This is a genomic window from Streptomyces oryzae, from assembly GCF_017676365.1.
Classification (GTDB): Bacteria; Actinomycetota; Actinomycetes; order Streptomycetales; family Streptomycetaceae; genus Streptomyces; species Streptomyces oryzae.
Map to the genome: position 1 here is coordinate 37983 of NZ_JADKMA010000022.1, position 16608 is coordinate 54590.

Below are 16608 nucleotides of genomic sequence, written 5' to 3' on the forward strand. Positions count from 1 at the left end.
CCTCCAGGTGCGGCCAGGGGTCGGTCGCCCCCCATGCTACTTGCCGGTAACCACCTGGCAAGGGTTGCCCTCGTCACGGCTCGGCACGAGGCCCGGCCTGGGAACCGGTCAGCCCCTCACGAAGCCGTCAGCGCGGAGCGCAGCAGCTCCGCGGTCTGGGCGATCTGCCACTCGCGCGCGCCCAGCGCGCGCAGCGCGCCCGAGACGGACTCCACCGTCACCTCCGCCGGCGGCTCCCAGCACAGGCGCCGCACCGTGTCCGGGGTCAGCAGATTCTCCTGCGGCAGATTCAGCTCTTCCGCGTGCTGGGTGACGGCGGCCCGCGCCGCGGCCAGCCGGGCCGCGGCGGCCGGGTCCTTGTCGGCCCAGGAGCGGGGCGGCGGCGGGCCGTTGGTGGCCTGCGACTGCTGCGGCAGCTCCTCCTCCGGCAGCGCACGGGCCCGCTCGACCGCCGCCTGCCACTGGTCGAGCTGCTTGCGGCCCACCCGCTGGCCGAAGCCGGGCAGCGCGGCCAGCGCCCTGGCGTTCGGCGGCATGGCCAGCGCCGCCTCCACGATCGCCGCGTCGGACAGCACCTTGCCCGGTGACACATCCCGCCTGCGCGCCACCGCGTCCCGCGCCTGCCACAGCTCCCGTACGACGGCCATCTGCCGGCGCCTGCGCACCTTGTGCATGCCCGAGGTGCGCCGCCAGGGGTCCTTGCGCGGCGGTGGGACCGGCGCGGCGGCGATGGCCGCGAACTCCTCCTGGGCCCACTCCAGCTTCCCCTGCCGGGACAGCTCCTGCTCCAGCGCGTCCCGCAGATCCACCAGCAGCTCCACGTCGAGCGCGGCGTACCGCAGCCAGGGGTCGGGCAGCGGGCGGGTGGACCAGTCCACGGCGGAGTGCCCCTTCTCCAGGGCGTAGCCGAGCACGTTCTCCACCATCGCGCCCAGCCCCACCCGCGCGAAGCCGGCGAGCCGCCCGGCCAGCTCGGTGTCGAAGAGCCGCGTGGGCCGCATACCTATTTCCCGCAGACACGGCAGATCCTGGCTGGCGGCGTGCAGCACCCACTCGGTGCCGGCGAGCGCCGCGTCCAGCGCCGACAGATCGGGGCAGGCGACCGGGTCGATCAGCGCGGTGCCTGCCCCGTCGCGGCGCAGTTGAACCAGATAGGCCCGCTGTCCGTACCGATAGCCGGACGCGCGCTCGGCGTCGACGGCCACCGGGCCGCTGCCCGTGGCAAAGGCGCCGGTCACCTGCGCCAGCTCCTCGGGCGTCACGGTGACAGGCGGGATGCCCTCGCGTGGTTCCAGGAGTGGGACCGGCGCCGGGGCGGAGTCCTGGAGGGGGGCCTGAGCTGCGGATGCTGATGCGGTCTCTTGGGCGTCGGTCACCAGTCAAGGGTATCCGCGCGCACCCAATGGCGAACGCCCGCCGACGGAACGTTACGTCGACGGGCGTCCGGAAAGCGGAAGCGTGGGGGGAGGACGGAGCGGAACCGGAGAGTAGGGGGGCAGGGGCCGAGGTCAGTGGATGATGCCCGTCCGCAGTGCGACGGCGACCATGCCCGCGCGGTCGCCGGTGCCCAGCTTGCGGGCGATCCGGGCGAGGTGGCTCTTGACGGTGAGTGCCGAGAGGCCCATGGAGACGCCGATCGCCTTGTTCGACTGGCCCTCGGCGACCAGGCGCAGCACCTCGACCTCGCGCCCCGACAGCTCCCGGTAGCCGCCCGGATGGCCCGGACCGCCGGGTCCGCCGCCCGGCCTGCGGTGCATCCGCGCGGCAGCGGCGGCGCCGATGGGTGCAGCACCGTGCCGGGTGGGCAGCGGGCCGCCCAGGTTGGTGCGGGTGCCGGTGACGACGTAGCCCTTGACGCCGCCGGCCAGTGCGTTGCGTACGGCGCCGATGTCGTCGGCGGCGGAGAGCGCCAGGCCGTTGGGCCAGCCCGCCGCTCTGGTCTCGGACAGCAGGCTGAGCCCGGAGCCGTCGGGCAGGTGGACGTCGGCCACGCAGATGTCGCGTGGGTTGCCGATTCGGGGACGGGCCTCCGCGATGGACGACGCCTCGATCACGTCCCGTACTCCGAGAGCCCACAGGTGGCGGGTCACGGTGGAACGGACGCGGGGGTCGGCCACGACGACCATGGCCGTCGGCTTGTTCGGGCGGTAGGCGACCAGGCTTGTGGGGTGCTCAAGGAGAACAGACACCGGGCCTCCTGAGGGAGTGGCTGTGGGGGACGGAACCGAACGAGTCGGGTATTCCGTGTGAAGGGTCACAGACTCCTTCGGCACCTTCTCCACACCGCTTTAGAGAAAGATCACGAATTAGTGACCCGAATTTCCACAATCCGGTTTCCTTGGTCATTTTCCGTAGCCAAAAGATTCCTTTGTCTACACAGAGACCGGCCGGGCGGTGACCGGAATTGTGCAGCGTCTTTGTAGACAAAACGCCGCACCCCGGCGGGAGCGGCTCCCGCCGGGGTGCGGCGATGAAGAAGCTGAGGCGCCAGGGGCGAAGGGCTAGCGCGGGCCCCTGCGCTGCGGCAGCTGGACGACGGAGGAGCCGTCGCCCGTCTCGGGCGGCAACCCCGCGCACTGGCAGAGGAGTTCGCACCAGGCGGTCAGATGCGCGGCGGCGTCCGGGGTGCTGCCCTCGGGCGTCCAGCTCGCCCGGATCTCCAGCAGCTCCTCCGCGGCACGCTCCGCCAGCCCGCCGAAGAAGGCCGAGCTGGACCGCGTGACCGTACCGCTCGGCTCCCCGTACCCGGCGCCGCGCGCCTCCAGCGCTCCGGTCAGCCAGGTCCAGGTGACCTCGGGCAGCAGCGGGTCACCGGCGATCTCCGGCTCCAGCTCGGCCCGGACCAGCGTGACCACGCGGAAGGTGCCGTGCCACGACTCCTGGCCCTGCGGGTCGTGCAGCAGCACGAACCGCCCGTCGGCCAGTTCGGTGTCCGCGTCGTCAGGGTCCGCCACGGCCGCCTCCAGTGCGAACGAGTACGGCGCCAGCCGCCGGGGCGGAGGGAGGGTGGCGAGCCGGATCTCGGGGCGCGGGCGGGTCTCGTTCAGCGCCGCGACAGCCGCCCGGAAAGGCGGCGGCACCGAGTCCCCGCCCCCTCCGCCGGAGCCTTGCGTCCCGCTGGTCTCTTCCACTCCGCCGGAGCCTCCCGCCTTCGCCGCCCGAGCCGCAGTCATGGGCCGAAGAGTAGGCGGACGGCGGGCTTCAGGCTGGTAGGGACACCCCATTAGGCCATGGGAGACTTCGGGTGTGAGTGGAAACGACCGCCCCGAGGGCCAGCCGACGCAGACACCGAACCCCGCAGCGAGCGCCGTGGCGGATACGGCGTCTTCTCCGTTCCTCCGCGCGTGCCGCCGCGAGCCGGTGCCGCACACACCGGTGTGGTTCATGCGCCAGGCCGGCCGCTCGCTGCCCGAGTACCACAAGGTACGCGAGGGCATCACGATGCTGGACTCGTGCACGCGGCCAGAGCTCGTCGCCGAGATCACCCTGCAGCCCGTGCGCCGGCACAAGGTGGACGCCGCGGTCTACTACAGCGACATCGTCGTCCCCCTCAGGGCCATCGGCGTCGACCTCGACATCAAGCCGGGCGTCGGCCCCGTGGTGGAGAAGCCGATCCGCACCCGCGCCGACCTGGAGCGGCTGCGGCCGCTGGACCCCGAGGACGTCTCGTACGTCACCGAGGCCGTCGGCATCCTGACCCGAGAGCTGGGCGCCACTCCGCTCATCGGCTTCGCCGGGGCGCCCTTCACCCTGGCCAGCTATCTGATCGAGGGCGGGCCCTCGAAGAACCATGAGCGCACCAAGGCGCTGATGTACGGGGACCCGGAGCTGTGGGCCGAACTGCTGGACCGGCTCGCGGACATCACCGCCGCCTTCTTGAAGGTGCAGATCGAGGCCGGTGCCGCCGCGGTGCAGCTCTTCGACTCGTGGGCCGGCGCGCTCGCCCCGGAGGACTACCGGCGCACTGTCCTGCCCGCCTCGCGGAAGGTCTTCGAGGCCGTCTCCGGCTACGGGGTGCCGCGCATCCACTTCGGTGTCGGCACCGGTGAACTGCTCGGCCTCATGGGAGAGGCCGGGGCCGATGTCGTCGGCGCCGACTGGCGGGTGCCGGTCGACGAGGCCGCACGCCGCGTGGGCCCCGGCAAGGCGATCCAGGGCAACCTGGACCCGGCCGTCCTCTTCGCCCCGCGCCCGGCCGTGGAACGGCAAGCCGCCCGCATCCTGGAAGCCGCACGGGGGCTGGAGGGCCACATCTTCAACCTGGGCCACGGGGTGCTGCCCCAGACGGACCCCCAGGCCCTGACGGACCTGGTGGCGTACGTCCACGAGCACAGCCGCCGCTGAGGGCGTTCGCGCCGGCCGCGGCTGTCAGCCCGCCCGTACAGCGGCCGCGGCCTTGCGGGCGGCGATCAGCACCGGGTCCCACACGGGGCTGAACGGCGGCGCGTAGCCCAGGTCGAGGGCGGTCATCTGTTCCACCGTCATGCCCGCGTGCAACGCGACAGCCGCGATGTCGACCCGCTTCCCCGCATTCTCGCGGCCCACGATCTGGACGCCGAGCAGCCGCCCCGAGCGGTGCTCGGCCAGCATCTTGACGTGGATGGGCTGGGTGCCGGGGTAGTAGCCGGCCCGGGTGGTGGACTCGATCACCACACTGGCGAAGCGGAGCCCCACGGCGGCGGCCTGCGCCTCCAGCAGCCCGGTCCTGGCGATCTCCAGATCGCACACCTTGCTGACCGCCGTGCCCACCACCCCGGGAAAGGTGGCGTAGCCGCCGCCGATGTTGGCCCCGATGATCTGCCCGTGCTTGTTGGCGTGCGTGCCCAGCGGTACGTGCTGGGGGCGGCCGGAGACGAGGTTGAGGACTTCCACGCAGTCGCCGCCCGCCCAGATGTTCTCCTGGCCGCGTACCCGCATCGCCAGGTCGGTCAGCAGCCCGCCTGAGGCGCCCAGCGGCAGCCCCGCCTCGCGGGCCAGCGCGGTCGCGGGTCGTACGCCGAGGCCCAGCACGACCACGTCCGCCGGGTACTCGGCGTCCTCCGTCACCACGGCGCGGGCCCGCCCCTGCTCGTCGGTGCGGATCTCCGTGACGGCGGCGCCCAGCACCGTCTCGATGTCCATCGAGCACATCGCCTCGTGCACCAGCTTGCCCATGTCGGGGTCGAGGGTGGACATCGGCTGCTCGGCCTTCTCCAGCACCGTCACCTCGTAGCCGCGCTTCACGAACGCCTCGGCCATCTCGACGCCGATGTAGCCGGCGCCGACCACGACAGCCCGGCGCCGGGAGTCACCGCCGGGCTCCACCAGGCGCTCCAGCGAGTCCAGCAACTCCTGGCCGTCGTCCAGCGTCTGCACCCCGTACACGCCCTCGGCGTCGATCCCGGGCAGCGGCGGGCGCACCGGGACGGCGCCGGTGGCCAGCACCAGCTGGTCGTACCCCTCCCAGCGCTCGGTGCCCTCCGGGTCCCGCACCCGTACCCGCTGCCCGGCCACGTCCAGCTCGACGGCCTCGGTACGCATCCGCAGATCGACACCGAGCGAGCGGTGCTCCTCGGGCGAGCGGGCGATCAGGCTGTCGCGCTCGGGCACGTCGCCGGACACCCAGTACGGGATGCCGCAGGCGGAGTACGAGGAGAAGCTGCCCCGCTCGAAGGCCACGATCTCCAGCTCCTCGGGCCCTTTGAGCCTGCGGGCCTGCGCCGCGGCGGACATCCCCGTCGCGTCCCCGCCGATGACCACCATCCGCTCCGCTGCCGCCATCGCGGACGCTCCTTTCACCGAGCGGACCCTGCCGCCCACCGGACGTGCTGCCACTGACAGGGCCCACGCTATGCGCCCGGTACCGTTCTGCGAGACTTGCCGATATGCACGTACTTGTCATCGGGGGCGGAATCTCCGGGCTGGCCGCCGCGTACCAACTGCTGGCGTCCGGCGCGCGGGTGACCGTGCTGGAGGCCGGCGCCCGGCTCGGCGGCAAGCTGCGTGCGGGCAGCATCGCCGGTACGGCCGCCGTCGATCTGGGCGCCGAGTCGATGCTGGCCCGCCGGCCCGAGGCCGTGGACCTGGCGCGCGCCGTAGGGCTCGGCGACCGGCTCCAGCCCCCGTCCGTCTCCGGGGGCGCCATCTGGACGCGCGGCGCCGTACGCCCCATGCCCAAGGGTCACCTGATGGGCGTACCCGGCGACCCGGCAGCGCTCGGCGGGGTGCTCTCGCCCGAGGGGCTGGCCCGGATCGCCGAGGACGGGCGGCTGCCGCGTACCGAGGTCGGCGACGACGTGGCCATCGGCGAGTACGTCGCCCGGCGGCTCGGCCGCGAAGTGGTCGACCGGCTGGTGGAACCGCTGCTCGGCGGGGTGTACGCAGGTGACGCGTACCGCATCTCGATGCGCGCCGCCGTCCCGCAGCTGTACGAGGCAGCGCGCGCCGAGCGCTCCCTGCTGGCCGCGGTGCGCGCCGTACAGGACCGCGCCGCCGCACAGCCCGCCTCCCACAGCCCCGTCTTCCTGGGCATCGAGGGCGGCATCGGGCGGCTGCCGCAGGCCGTGGCCGAGGCGTGCACCGCCAAGGGCGCGGACATCCGGCTGCATACGCCGGTGCGCGAGCTACGGCGCGGGCCCTCCGGTGTCGGCTGGCTGGCCGTGACCGACGCCGAGGCGCTCAGCGCCGACGCCGTCGTGGTGGCCACCCCCGCACCCGCGGCAGCGCGGCTGCTGGCCCCGCACGCCCCCGGCGCCGCCGCGCTGCTGGACGAGGTCGAGTACTCCTCGATGGCCCTGGTCACCCTGGCCTTCCGCAGGTCCGAGGCCGACCGTGTCCCGGACGGCAGCGGCTTCCTGGTGCCCCCCGTGGACGGCCGCGCCATCAAGGCCGCCACCTTCTCCGCGCACAAGTGGAGCTGGGTCGCCGAACAGGACCCCTCACTCTTCGTGCTGCGCACCTCGCTGGGCCGCTACGGCGAGGAGCAGCTGCTGGAGCGGGACGACGCCGAACTGGTGGAGCTGTCGCTGCGCGACCTGCGCGCCGCCACCGGGCTGGAAGCGCGCCCCGTCGACACCCTCGTCTCCCGCTGGGACGGCGGCCTGCCGCAGTATCCGGTCGGACACCCCCAGCGCGTCGCCGCCATCCAGGCGGCCACCGACGCGCTGCCCGGCCTCGCGGTGGCCGGCGCCGTCTACGAGGGCGTGGGCATCCCGGCCTGCGTCGCCAGTGGGCAGCGCGCGGCCCGGCACGTACTGGAAGCACCCGCATCAGCTGAGTCGGTCAACGAGAACGGTGAGAAGACAAGCCATGAGTGAGGCACCGCAGAAGTCCCCCAACGCGGGCAAGAAGGCCAAGGACCTCAACGAGGTCATCCGCTACACCCTCTGGTCGGTCTTCCGGCTGCGCGACGTCCTGCCCGAGGACCGCGCCGGGTACGCGGACGAGGTGGAGGAGCTGTTCGCCCGGCTCGCCGACAAGGACGTGGTCGTCCGCGGTACGTACGACGTCTCCGGGCTGCGGGCCGACGCCGACCTGATGATCTGGTGGCACTCGGAGGACTCCGACGCGCTCCAGGACGCCTACAACCGCCTCCGCCGCACCGAGCTGGGCCGCGCGCTGGAGCCCGTCTGGTCCAACATGGCGCTGCACCGCCCCGCCGAATTCAACAAGTCGCACATCCCGGCCTTCCTCGCCGACGAGGAGCCGCGCGCCTACGTGAGCGTCTACCCGTTCGTGCGCAGCTACGAGTGGTATCTGCTGCCCGACGAGGACCGCCGCCGGATGCTCGCCGACCACGGCAAGATGGCCCGCGGCTTCCCCGACGTGCGGGCCAACACCGTGCCCGCCTTCTCGCTGGGCGACTACGAGTGGATCCTCGCCTTCGAAGCCGACGAGCTGTACCGCATCGTCGACCTGATGCGGCACCTGCGCGCTTCGGAAGCGCGCAGGCATGTGAGGGAGGAGATTCCCTTCTTCACGGGGCGCCGCAAGCCGCTGCGCGAGCTGGTCGCGGGGTTGGCTTAGGGCTTGCCCGGGGGGCTTCTTTCCGGGGAGGGGGTGCCCCTTGGTCGCCGTTGCGGGCTGCGAGTGCCGTTGTGGCTTGTCGCGCGGTTCCCCGCGCTCTTTCGGGGCGCGATTCCTCAGCGGAGTGCCCGCGTGCCGGCGCCCGGCGATGGCTGTTGCCGGGCGCCGGGCTTCGGTTCGGGGCGTGCGGGGCACTCCGCGTCGGACCCGGGGGTCCTGCCCTCGAAGAGGTACCGCTCGATGTGTGCGTCCGCACAGGGGTTGCCGCCGCTCACCCCGTGATTGCCCGCGCCGCGCTCGGTCACCAGTGAGGAGCCGGCCAGGCGGCGCCGGGTCTCCAGGGCGCCGGTGTAGGGGGTGGCCGCGTCGCGGGTGGAGGCGACCAGCAGGACGGGAGGGAGCCGGCCCGCGTCGGCGCGTACCTCCGTCGGCCTGGCCGATTCCGTCTTCCAGTAGGCGCACGGCAGGTTCATCCAGGCGTTCTCCCAGGTGTTGAACGGCGCCACCGCCGCCGTGGCGGTGTTGTCCCGGTCCCAGCGCGCCCAGTCACGCGGCCAGGGCGCGTCCTGGCACTCGACCGCGTTGTAGACCGCGTTGCCGTTCTCCTCGCTCTTCGCCTTCTTCATCTTCGGCGCCGCCACCTTCACCAGCGGCCCGGGCTCGCCCCTGCGGAAGTCGGAGAGTGCCTGCGCGTACGGGGCCCAGGCCGCGTCCGCGTACCCGGTGTCCAGATACGCGGACACCAGCTCCTTGGAGCCGACCGTCCCGCCCGCCGGCTCGCGGTCCACGGCCGCCCGAACCGCGTCGAACGACGCCTGCACCTGCTGCGGCGTACGCCCGAGCCGGTAGGTGCCGTCGTGCCGGGCGACCCACGACTTCCAGTCGCTCCAGCGCCGCTCGAAGGACCGGTTCTGGTCGAGGTTGGCCTGATACCACACGTTGTCGGTGGCCGGGTCGACGATGCTGTCCAGCACGAGGCGGCCGACGTGTCCGGGGAAGAGCGTCGCGTAGACGGAGCCGATGTACGTGCCGTAGGAGACCCCGAGGTAGTTGAGCCGGCGCTGGCCCAGGGCTGCGCGGAGCACATCCAGGTCGCGGGCGTTGTTGGCCGTCGTGTAGTGCCGCAGCCGGCCCGGCTGCGCCTTGGCGCACCCGGCGGCATAGGCGGCGGCCTTCCGGTTCATGGCCTGTTTGAACGTCCAGGAGGGGTGCTGGGGGGAGTGGTTGGGGCCCTTGAGGAAGGCTTCCGGGTTCTGGCAGGAGAGCGGTTCGGAGCGCCCGACGCCGCGGGGCGCGTAACCGATGAAGTCGTAGCGCGCGTTGAGGCGCTTCCACAGCCCGCCGAGCTTCGGATAGAGGGGGAAGTTCATCGCGTTGCCGCCGGGGCCGCCCGGGTTGTAGACGAGCGGGCCCAGATGGTCCGCGGATCTGCCGGTGGCGCGGGCCCTGCTGACGGTGAGGGAGATCTGCTCACCGTCCGGCCGCGTGTAGTCGACCGGGACCCGGAAGGTGCCGCACTCGGCGGTCTTCGGCAGGTGCTCGGCGGCCGGGCAGAGCCGCCACCTGATGCCCTCGTCCGCGGCGTCCTCGGCCGCGTCCCGTACCCCGACCGCTTCCGGCACGCTGCGCGCGGAGGGGGGCGCTCCGTGTGGTGCCTGGGGTGGCGCGGCCGAGGCCGCCGCCGAGGCGGAGACCAGGGTGAGGGCCAGGGCACCGACTGTGGAGGGGATCGCTGCTGCGCGCATTGAGGCTCCCGCTGGTCTCGCTGTCGCTCCGTCAGCCATGCCCGTGGCACCGCCGTTCATATTGGATGCTCAGCGGCTCATACGTAGATGTAAAGCAGCGCCCTCGCGGTGTCGCGGAAGACCCCCCGGATGCGCCGGGGCCCCAGGCTCCGCGGGAAGAGAGCGCCTCGAAGGGGCGCGGGGAACTGCGCGACCAGCCGACGACGACGGGTAGCCGGCAGCCGTCGGACAGGGGCACCCCGGAAGCCCCCGGGAGGCACTTCCCCTCAGCGCGGGGCGGGCCCCGTGCGGTGCTTGTACCAGCGCTTGAGCTCCCGGCGCCGGCGGCGCGGAAGCCGGGCCTCCTTCAGCGCGTACGCGGCGAAGTTGAGCGCGTCCCAGCGGTAGTTGGCGTCCATGGGCCGCCCCGTCGCGTACGCGGCGAACAGCCGCCGGTACTCCCTTCCGCCGAGGAGCTCGGGCAGCTCGGGCGCCACCTTGGCGACGACGTCGGCACGCTTGGCCCGCAGCGCCCTGGCCTGGATCTCCAGCCGGTCCGGATCGAAGCCTGGCGGCGCCGGCGCCCCGGCGACCAGCGCCGACAGCAGTGCGGCCTGTGCCCGGCCCAGCCGGGCCCGCGCATCATCGGACACGGGCGGCCTCCAGATCCGCGGAGACCGCGGCCTCCGGGACTGCGGAGCCCGCGGCTCCAGGATCTGCGGAGCGGGCGGCCTGCCGGCCCGCGGACCGCACCACGGCGCCGATCCGGTCCAGCTCCCCTGCCAGCTCGGCGACGGGCGGGAAGTTCTCGTCGCGCTCCAGCAGCACCCCGGGCGGTACCGTCCTGGCGCACAGCTCGGCCAGCACGTCCAGCACGGGCTCGGTCACCGGATGCCCGTGGCTGTCGTGCCAGACGCCGCCGCGTTCGACGCCGCCCGCCACATGGACGTACGCGAGCGCCTCCAGCGGCAGCCGGTCCAGCGCGGCCACTGGGTCCTCGCCGCGGTTGACCCGGTTGGTGTGCAGATTGGCGACGTCGATCAGCAGGCCCACGCCGGTGCGCTCGACCAGCTCGGCGAGGAACTGGCCCTCGGTCAGTTCCTCGTCCGGCCAGCTGAGGAGCGCCGCGATGTTCTCCACGGCCAGCGGCACCGGCAGCGCGTCCTGCGCGATGCGGATGTTCTCGCACAGCACGTCCAGCGCGTCCCTGGTGCGGGGCACCGGCAGCAGGTGCCCGGCCTCCATCCGGGGGAGCCCGGTCTCGCCGCCGCCGGCCCGTACGAACGCGATGTGCTCGGTCACCAGCGGAGTGCCCAGCGCCTCGGCGCACTCCGCGAGCGCCGCGAGCCTGCCGGGGTCGGGGCGCTCGGCACCGCCGAGGCCGAGCGACACCCCGTGCGGCACCACCACGGTGCCGCGCTCCCGCAGCCGCAGCAGCGACTCGGGCAGGTGTCCTGGACAGACGTTCTCCGCGACGACCTCCACCCAGTCGATGCCCGGCAGTGCCTCGATGCCCTCCGCGATCTCCGGCCGCCAGCCGATCCCGGTGCCCAGCCTCTCCATCCACCGCTCCTCCCCGTCGCCGCAGCGCTGTGGCCCCAACCCCCGGCCGCGGCCCGATGTCTGCAAGAGCACTCCTGCTCTCTCGGCGAGGGTTCATGCCCGGCATCCGGCAGCTCAGAGCTGAACTTGAGCTTCAGCCGCCCGGCGGGGTGTCAGGAGCCGCCGGTGGTGCGCAGCGCCGGGTGCTCAGCGACGACCGTGCAGGAGCCGGGCGCGACCTCGGTGAATCCGGCGTCGCGAACCACCGGGAGGCCGCCGCCGGTCAGCTCCGCCCAGTGCGCCTCGTCGCGGGCCGGGCGCACGGCCAGCGGAAAGCCCGCCCGGTGCCAGGCCGTTCGCTCCGCGGCGTCCAGCTGCCACCAGGCCAGCTGCGCGCCGTGCCCGGCCTGGGCCATCGCCTTGCCCGCCGACATCTGAACCGCGGGGTTCAGCCACAGCACCGGCATGCCGGCTCCGGGTGCGGGCGGCGGCTGCGGATCGTCCAGCTCGGTGCCCGACACCTGGAGCCGCGCCAGCTCCTTGGGCCAGCCGTCCAGCGGCACCGGCGGAAAGACCCGCACCTCGGCGGTACGCCCGGCCACGGTGATTCCCTCCAGCGGCTCCGTACGCCGCCACTCGGCACCGCGCGCCCGCCGTACCACCTTGCGGATCTGGCGCTCCTCCCACAGCCGCACCCGCTTGTGCCACTCGCCGGTCTCCCCGGCCGTACGCGGGTCGGCCAGCAGCGTGAGCACCGCGCGGGCCGCCGTCTCCAGCGCGTCGGTACGGTCGGGCGGCGCGGCGCGCTCGATCCGCACGACGAGAGGAAGGACGAAGCGCTCCGGTTCGGCCGGCTGCTGTGCGGGGGAGTCTGAAACGGTCACCTGTTGATTCTGCCAGCGGGCGGTACGGCTTCTAGGATCTGCCCCGTGAGGCTGGAGAGGGTGGGACGGCGCTATCGGGCCGGCGGGCCCTGGGTCCTGCGCGGGGTGGATCTCGACGTGCGGGCGGGCACCCTGGTGCGGGTGGAGGGCGGCAACGGGAGCGGCAAGTCCACGCTGCTCCGGCTGGTCGCCGGGATCGACGCGCCCAGCGCGGGGCGGATCCGCGGGCGCCCCCGTACGCGGGGCTACGTCCCCGAACGCTTCCCCGCCGCACTGCCGTTGACCGCTCTGGGCTACCTCACCCACCTGGGCCGGGTGCGGGGACTGGGCAGCCGCGCGGCGGCCCGTGAGGGCGCCTGCTGGCTGGAGCGGTTCGGCGCCCAGCAGTACGCCGCCACCAGCATGCGCGAGCTGTCCAAGGGCAGCGCGCAGAAGGTCGCTGTCGCGCAGGCCCTGGTCGGTGGCCCCGAACTCCTGGTGCTCGACGAGGCATGGACCGGCCTGGACCAGCCGGCGCGCGAGGTCCTGGACAGCGTGGTCAGGGAACGGGTCGCCGAGGGCGGCACCGTCGCGTTCGTGGACCACGACCCGGCACGCCTCGCCGGCGCCCCGGACGTCATCGTGCGGGTCGGGACCGGGGGCCGGGTGGCGGTTGCCGGGGCGGGCGCGGCGGCCCCAGAGGCGAGGGTGGCGGTCGCCGGTGCCGGCGACGGCGCGAGAGGGCCCGCGATGACGCGCATCGAAGCGCTGGGGGCGCCCGGCGCCGGGGTCCCTGAGGGCCTGCCGGCGAGCGCGCGGTGCACGCTCGCGCCCGACGGCGAGTTGCTGCTCACCCTGCCCGCTGCCGCCTCCGACACGGCGCTGCGGGTGCTGCTCACGGCACGGCCGGGCTGGCACATCCGCTCCGTACGGCCGCTGGAGCCGTTCGGGGAGCGGGAAAGGGACCGCGTATGAGGGCGACGTTCGCACTGACCCGTTACCAACTCGCCCTGCTGGTGCGCTCCCAGCGCTGGCTGGCGCCGCTGCTGCTGTACGCCGGGCTGCTGGCCGTCGGCGTGCGGGCGGGGCAGCCGGTGCTGGACTCGCTCGGGATCGTCGCCGCCGCGCTGCTGCCGACCGCGGCGTGGCTGGTGCGCAGCTGTGTGACGGCCGAGCCGCAGGCGGCCCGGCACTGCGCTGCCGCTGCCGCCGGCGCCTGGCGGGCGCACCTCGCGGGTGTCGCCGCCGGGGGAGTGGCGGCACTGCTGTTCGGGTGCGCGGCGCTGGGTGTGACGGCGGGGGTGAGTGCCCCGCGGAGTACCGACGGGTCCGCCGCTGTGCCGCTGCTGCCCGCGCTGGGGGCAGGGCTGTGCGGGGTGCTGGCGTGCGCTCTGATGGGAGCTGCCGTCGGAGCCCTGGGCAACCGGCCGTTGATCAGGTCCCGTGGGTACGCGGTGGCCGCCACCCTGCTGGGCAGCGTGGCGGCTCTCGCACTCGGAGCCTCCCCGGCCAACGCGGCGGTCACCGGGCTGGTCAGCGGCTCGGCCCGGGGAGAGGTGCAGCTGCCGTGGGCGGCCTTGCTGGGCGCGGTGGCGGTGGCGGCTCTCGCCGCCACCGCCGCCTGCGCCGTGGCCGCCCGGCGGGAGTGAGAGGGGTACGCCGGGTTGCGGCTCAGTGCTTCCAGGGCCCCGTGACCGCGAACGTCGTACCCGGCGTATAGCAGTTGACGTACATGGTGCGGCCGTCGGGGGCGAAGGTCACCCCCGCGAACTCACCCCACGCGGGCTCCTCCGGGGTGCCGATGTTCTGGGCGCCCCGGGCCATCGGGTAGACCTTGCCCTGCCGGGTGAGGCCGAAGACGTGCTGTGCGCCCTCGCCGTCCTCGCAGACCATCAGCCCGCCACTGGGGGCGAGGCAGATGTTGTCCGGCTCCTCGCCCGGGAGCTGCACATCGGTGTCCGGGCCGAAGATGATGACGAGGGTGAGGCGGCGGCGCCGCGGGTCGTAGCGCCAGACCTGGCCGAAGTGGTCCCGCTGCGAGCCCTCCTCGCTGCGCGCGTAGCTGGAGACGAAGTAGACGCAGGAGCCGCCCCAGTAGCACCCCTCCAGCTTCTGCGCGTGGGTGATGCCGCCCTTGCCGAAGTCCTGGAGGCGGACGGGGGTTTCCTTGGCGAGCGGATCGGGAACCTCGACCCATTCGATGCCGTCGAAGGAGGTGCCCGTCTCGGTGACGGCGGACAGATCGGGTACGCCCGGCACCCGCATGGCCTCCAGCGTGCCGCCCGCGTGCAGCGACCCGTAACCGCCCTTGGGCTTCTTCGGCAGGAAGCGGTAGAAGAGGCCGAAGGGTTTGTCGAAGGCGTCCTCCGTCTCGTACACCACGCCCGTGCCGGGGTCGAAGGCGACCGCCTCGTGCTGGAAGCGGCCCATCGCCGTCAGCGGCTCGACGGAGGTGGGGCGGCGGGGGTCGAAGCCGACCTCGAAGATGAAGCCGTGGTCCTTGGTGTAGCCCTCCTCACCGGCCTTGAACTCGGTCTCCTCACAGGTCAGCCAGGTCCCCCAGAGGCTCGGTCCGCCCGCGCAGTTGGTGGAGGTGCCCGCGATGCCGACGCGTTCGGTCAGCACCTTGTAGTCGCCGTAGTCGCCGTAGTCGCCGTAGTCGCCGTAGTCGCCGCTGTCGTTGTCCACTTCGAGGACGGTGCAGCCGCCCTTGGCCGCGGGGTCGTAGGTCAGCCCCTCCACGGTGGGGACGGGGACCCGGCCGTCCATCCGGTTCTCGTGGTTGCGCACCAGCCAGGTGTGGCCCCGGCGCCCGGCGAAGGCGGCCATCCCGTCGCAGTTGCTGGGCACCTTGCCCTCGCCGGAACGCAGCGGGTCGCCCTCGCGGGAGAGCACCGTGTAGCGGAAGCCCTTGGGCAGATCGAGCAGCCCGTCGGGGTCGGGGACCAGCGGGCCGTAGCCCCCGCTGCCGCCGGTGGCCTGGGCCGCGGCGGTCCCCGTGAACAGTTCCGAGAGCGCGCCGCTGAAGGCGACTGCCGCCCCAGCGGCTCCGGTTCTTGCCAGCACTTCGCGTCGGGTCGTGGGCATGGGCACTCTCCCCTGGTGGCGGACAGGTGACCAAGCGTGTGTATCACGCGCACCAGTGCCCGCACACCGCTCAGGACACAACAGACACGAACCGGATCAGGAGATCGTCAGTTCGCCTCAGGGCGCCGTCAGTTCGCCGCCGTCCCGGGCGAGCGCGGTGAGCCGGGAGATGGCCCGGAAGTACTTCTTGCGGTAACCGCCCTTGAGCATGTCCTCGCTGAACAGCTTGTCGAAGGCCACGCCCGAGGCCAGCACGGGCACCTCGCCGTCGTAGAGCCGGTCGGCGAGCACCACCAGGCGCAGCGCCGTCGACTGGTCGGGAACCGGCGTCAGCCCCGTGAGACAGACCGCCCGTACGTCCCTGACCAGGGCTCCGTAGCGGCTCGGGTGGACGCGCGAGAGGTGGGCCAGCAGCGCGGGGAAGTCGTCCAGCGAGGCGCCGGGTATTTGGTGCGCGGCGCGGGTGACCTCGTCGTCGGCGTACGGCTCGGGCGCCTCGGGCAGTCCGCGGTGCCGGTAGTCCTCGCCGTCGATGCGCAGGGTGCGGAAGTGCGCGGACAGACCCTGGATCTCCCGCAGGAAGTCCGCCGCGGCGAACCGCCCCTCGCCCAGTTTGCCCGGCAGCGTGTTCGACGTCGCCGCCAGCGCGACCCCGTTCTCCACCAGCTTCGCCAGCAGGCTGGAGACCAGCACCGTGTCGCCGGGGTCGTCCAGCTCGAACTCGTCGATGCACAGCAGCTGGTGGTCGCTGAGGGTACGCACGGTCTGCTGGAAGCCCAGCGCGCCCACCAGGTTGGTCAGCTCGACGAAGGTGCCGAACGCCTTGCGCTGCGGGGCGGCGGGCGCCGCGTGCCACAGGGAGGCGAGCAGGTGCGTCTTGCCGACGCCGTAGCCGCCGTCCAGATACACCCCGCGGGGTCCGGCCGGAGCGCTCCGCCGCGACTGCTTCGGCACCCGGCGGAACCAGCCCTTCGGCCCGCTGCCGCTGCCGCCGGGCCGCTGTCCGCCGCCAAGACCCTCCGCGAAGGCGCCGAGCACGCGTACCGCCTCGGTCTGGCTCGGCTGCGCGGGGTCGGGTATGTAGCTGGCGAAGCGCACACCGTCGAAGCGCGGAGGCGGCACCATCTCGGCCACCAGCTGGTCGGCCGGAACGTGCGGCTCGCGTGCGGTGAGGGCGACGGGCGCGGGCGCGAGGGGCGCGCCGGAGACGCCGGACGCGTCGCCGGGCCCGCCGGTCGCGTCGGGGCCGGTGCCGGTCTCGGATATCTGCGCTTCGGTCGTTGACACGATTGTCATGCTAGTCGGCAGGCGCCCGCGGGCGTGCGGCCCGCCGGGCGTGCGCCGTGCCACACTGCGCGCATGCGACGCCTGTTCCCATCGAGCACAGC

General features: G+C 73.4%; 13 protein-coding genes and 1 pseudogene. 5 read left to right on the forward strand and 9 right to left on the reverse strand.

Annotation, left to right across the window (positions count from 1 at the left end; genetic code table 11):
* Positions 1-116 precede the first annotated feature (116 nt).
* From ITI46_RS06965 to ITI46_RS06975, 3 genes are all read right to left on the reverse strand, one after another.
* A complete protein-coding gene (locus ITI46_RS06965; protein WP_209238518.1) occupies positions 117-1376 on the reverse strand; it encodes a ribonuclease D in 1260 nt (419 codons plus the stop codon).
* Positions 1377-1508: 132 nt separating this feature from the next.
* On the reverse strand, positions 1509-2189 hold the full coding sequence (locus ITI46_RS06970; protein ID WP_099884917.1) for a response regulator transcription factor: 681 nt from the start codon (positions 2187-2189) through the stop codon (positions 1509-1511).
* A gap of 312 nt (positions 2190-2501) precedes the next feature.
* Positions 2502-3173, reverse strand: a complete 672-nt coding sequence (locus ITI46_RS06975; protein ID WP_209238520.1) for a DUF3000 domain-containing protein — start codon at positions 3171-3173, stop codon at positions 2502-2504.
* 73 nt (positions 3174-3246) lie between these two features.
* Between ITI46_RS06975 and hemE the strand changes: the two genes are divergently transcribed.
* Positions 3247-4344: a uroporphyrinogen decarboxylase gene (gene hemE / locus ITI46_RS06980; RefSeq protein ID WP_209238522.1), complete on the forward strand. Its 1098-nt coding sequence runs from the start codon at positions 3247-3249 to the stop codon at positions 4342-4344.
* Between the two features lie 24 nt (positions 4345-4368).
* On the opposite strand, the gene ITI46_RS06985 is transcribed toward hemE, so the two are convergent.
* Complete coding sequence (locus ITI46_RS06985; RefSeq protein ID WP_209238523.1) at positions 4369-5760, reverse strand: FAD-dependent oxidoreductase; 1392 nt, start codon at positions 5758-5760, stop codon at positions 4369-4371.
* A gap of 104 nt (positions 5761-5864) precedes the next feature.
* On the opposite strand from ITI46_RS06985, the gene hemG reads away from it, so the two are divergent.
* Both hemG and hemQ read left to right on the forward strand, forming a co-directional pair.
* Positions 5865-7295 carry a protoporphyrinogen oxidase gene (hemG, locus tag ITI46_RS06990; protein ID WP_209238524.1) on the forward strand — a complete coding sequence of 477 codons (1431 nt, stop codon included), beginning with the start codon at positions 5865-5867 and terminating at the stop codon, positions 7293-7295.
* The gene (gene hemQ / locus ITI46_RS06995) at positions 7288-8004 is read left to right on the forward strand and encodes a hydrogen peroxide-dependent heme synthase (protein WP_209238525.1); all 717 of its coding nucleotides are present in this window, start codon (positions 7288-7290) and stop codon (positions 8002-8004) included. The genes hemG and hemQ overlap by 8 nt, the downstream gene beginning before the upstream one ends.
* A gap of 116 nt (positions 8005-8120) precedes the next feature.
* On the opposite strand, the gene ITI46_RS07000 is transcribed toward hemQ, so the two are convergent.
* The 3 genes and pseudogenes from ITI46_RS07000 to ITI46_RS07010 all read right to left on the reverse strand — a co-directional run bounded on the left by ITI46_RS07000 (position 8121) and on the right by ITI46_RS07010 (position 12154).
* Positions 8121-9749, reverse strand: coding sequence for an alpha/beta hydrolase (locus ITI46_RS07000; RefSeq protein WP_209238527.1), 1629 nt, complete (start codon positions 9747-9749; stop codon positions 8121-8123).
* 266 nt (positions 9750-10015) lie between these two features.
* Positions 10016-11291, reverse strand: a pseudogene (locus ITI46_RS07005) (MbnB/TglH/ChrH family RiPP precursor modification enzyme).
* A 152-nt stretch (positions 11292-11443) separates the two neighbouring features.
* The gene (locus ITI46_RS07010; protein WP_209238528.1) at positions 11444-12154 is read right to left on the reverse strand and encodes a peptidyl-tRNA hydrolase; all 711 of its coding nucleotides are present in this window, start codon (positions 12152-12154) and stop codon (positions 11444-11446) included.
* Between the two features lie 45 nt (positions 12155-12199).
* Here ITI46_RS07010 and ITI46_RS07015 point away from each other — a divergent pair, with 45 nt between their 5' ends.
* Complete coding sequence (locus tag ITI46_RS07015; RefSeq protein ID WP_209238529.1) at positions 12200-13108, forward strand: ATP-binding cassette domain-containing protein; 909 nt, start codon at positions 12200-12202, stop codon at positions 13106-13108.
* Positions 13105-13782 carry an ABC transporter gene (locus ITI46_RS07020; RefSeq protein ID WP_209238530.1) on the forward strand — a complete coding sequence of 226 codons (678 nt, stop codon included), beginning with the start codon at positions 13105-13107 and terminating at the stop codon, positions 13780-13782. Before ITI46_RS07015 ends, ITI46_RS07020 begins: the two co-directional genes overlap by 4 nt.
* A 22-nt stretch (positions 13783-13804) precedes the next feature.
* On the opposite strand, the gene ITI46_RS07025 is transcribed toward ITI46_RS07020, so the two are convergent.
* Both ITI46_RS07025 and zapE read right to left on the reverse strand, forming a co-directional pair.
* Complete coding sequence (locus ITI46_RS07025; protein WP_209238532.1) at positions 13805-15220, reverse strand: alkaline phosphatase PhoX; 1416 nt, start codon at positions 15218-15220, stop codon at positions 13805-13807.
* Positions 15221-15337: 117 nt separating this feature from the next.
* Positions 15338-16516 (reverse strand): cell division protein ZapE, encoded by a 1179-nt coding sequence (gene zapE / locus ITI46_RS07030; RefSeq protein ID WP_209238533.1) that lies wholly within the window; start codon positions 16514-16516, stop codon positions 15338-15340.
* Between the last annotated feature and the right edge of the window lie 92 nt (positions 16517-16608).

What these genes read in the sequence shown, in the direction of transcription:
- ITI46_RS06975 (WP_209238520.1), bottom strand. Translation starts at nt 3,173, where the DNA reads ATGACTGCGGCTCGGGCGGCGAAGGCGGGAGGCTCCGGCGGAGTGGAA.
- ITI46_RS06985 (WP_209238523.1), bottom strand. Translation starts at nt 5,760, where the DNA reads ATGGCGGCAGCGGAGCGGATGGTGGTCATCGGCGGGGACGCGACGGGG.
- hemG (WP_209238524.1), top strand. Translation starts at nt 5,865, where the DNA reads ATGCACGTACTTGTCATCGGGGGCGGAATCTCCGGGCTGGCCGCCGCG.
- hemQ (WP_209238525.1), top strand. Translation starts at nt 7,288, where the DNA reads ATGAGTGAGGCACCGCAGAAGTCCCCCAACGCGGGCAAGAAGGCCAAG.
- ITI46_RS07000 (WP_209238527.1), bottom strand. Translation starts at nt 9,749, where the DNA reads ATGCGCGCAGCAGCGATCCCCTCCACAGTCGGTGCCCTGGCCCTCACC.
- ITI46_RS07020 (WP_209238530.1), top strand. Translation starts at nt 13,105, where the DNA reads ATGAGGGCGACGTTCGCACTGACCCGTTACCAACTCGCCCTGCTGGTG.
- ITI46_RS07025 (WP_209238532.1), bottom strand. Translation starts at nt 15,220, where the DNA reads ATGCCCACGACCCGACGCGAAGTGCTGGCAAGAACCGGAGCCGCTGGG.
- zapE (WP_209238533.1), bottom strand. Translation starts at nt 16,516, where the DNA reads ATGACAATCGTGTCAACGACCGAAGCGCAGATATCCGAGACCGGCACC.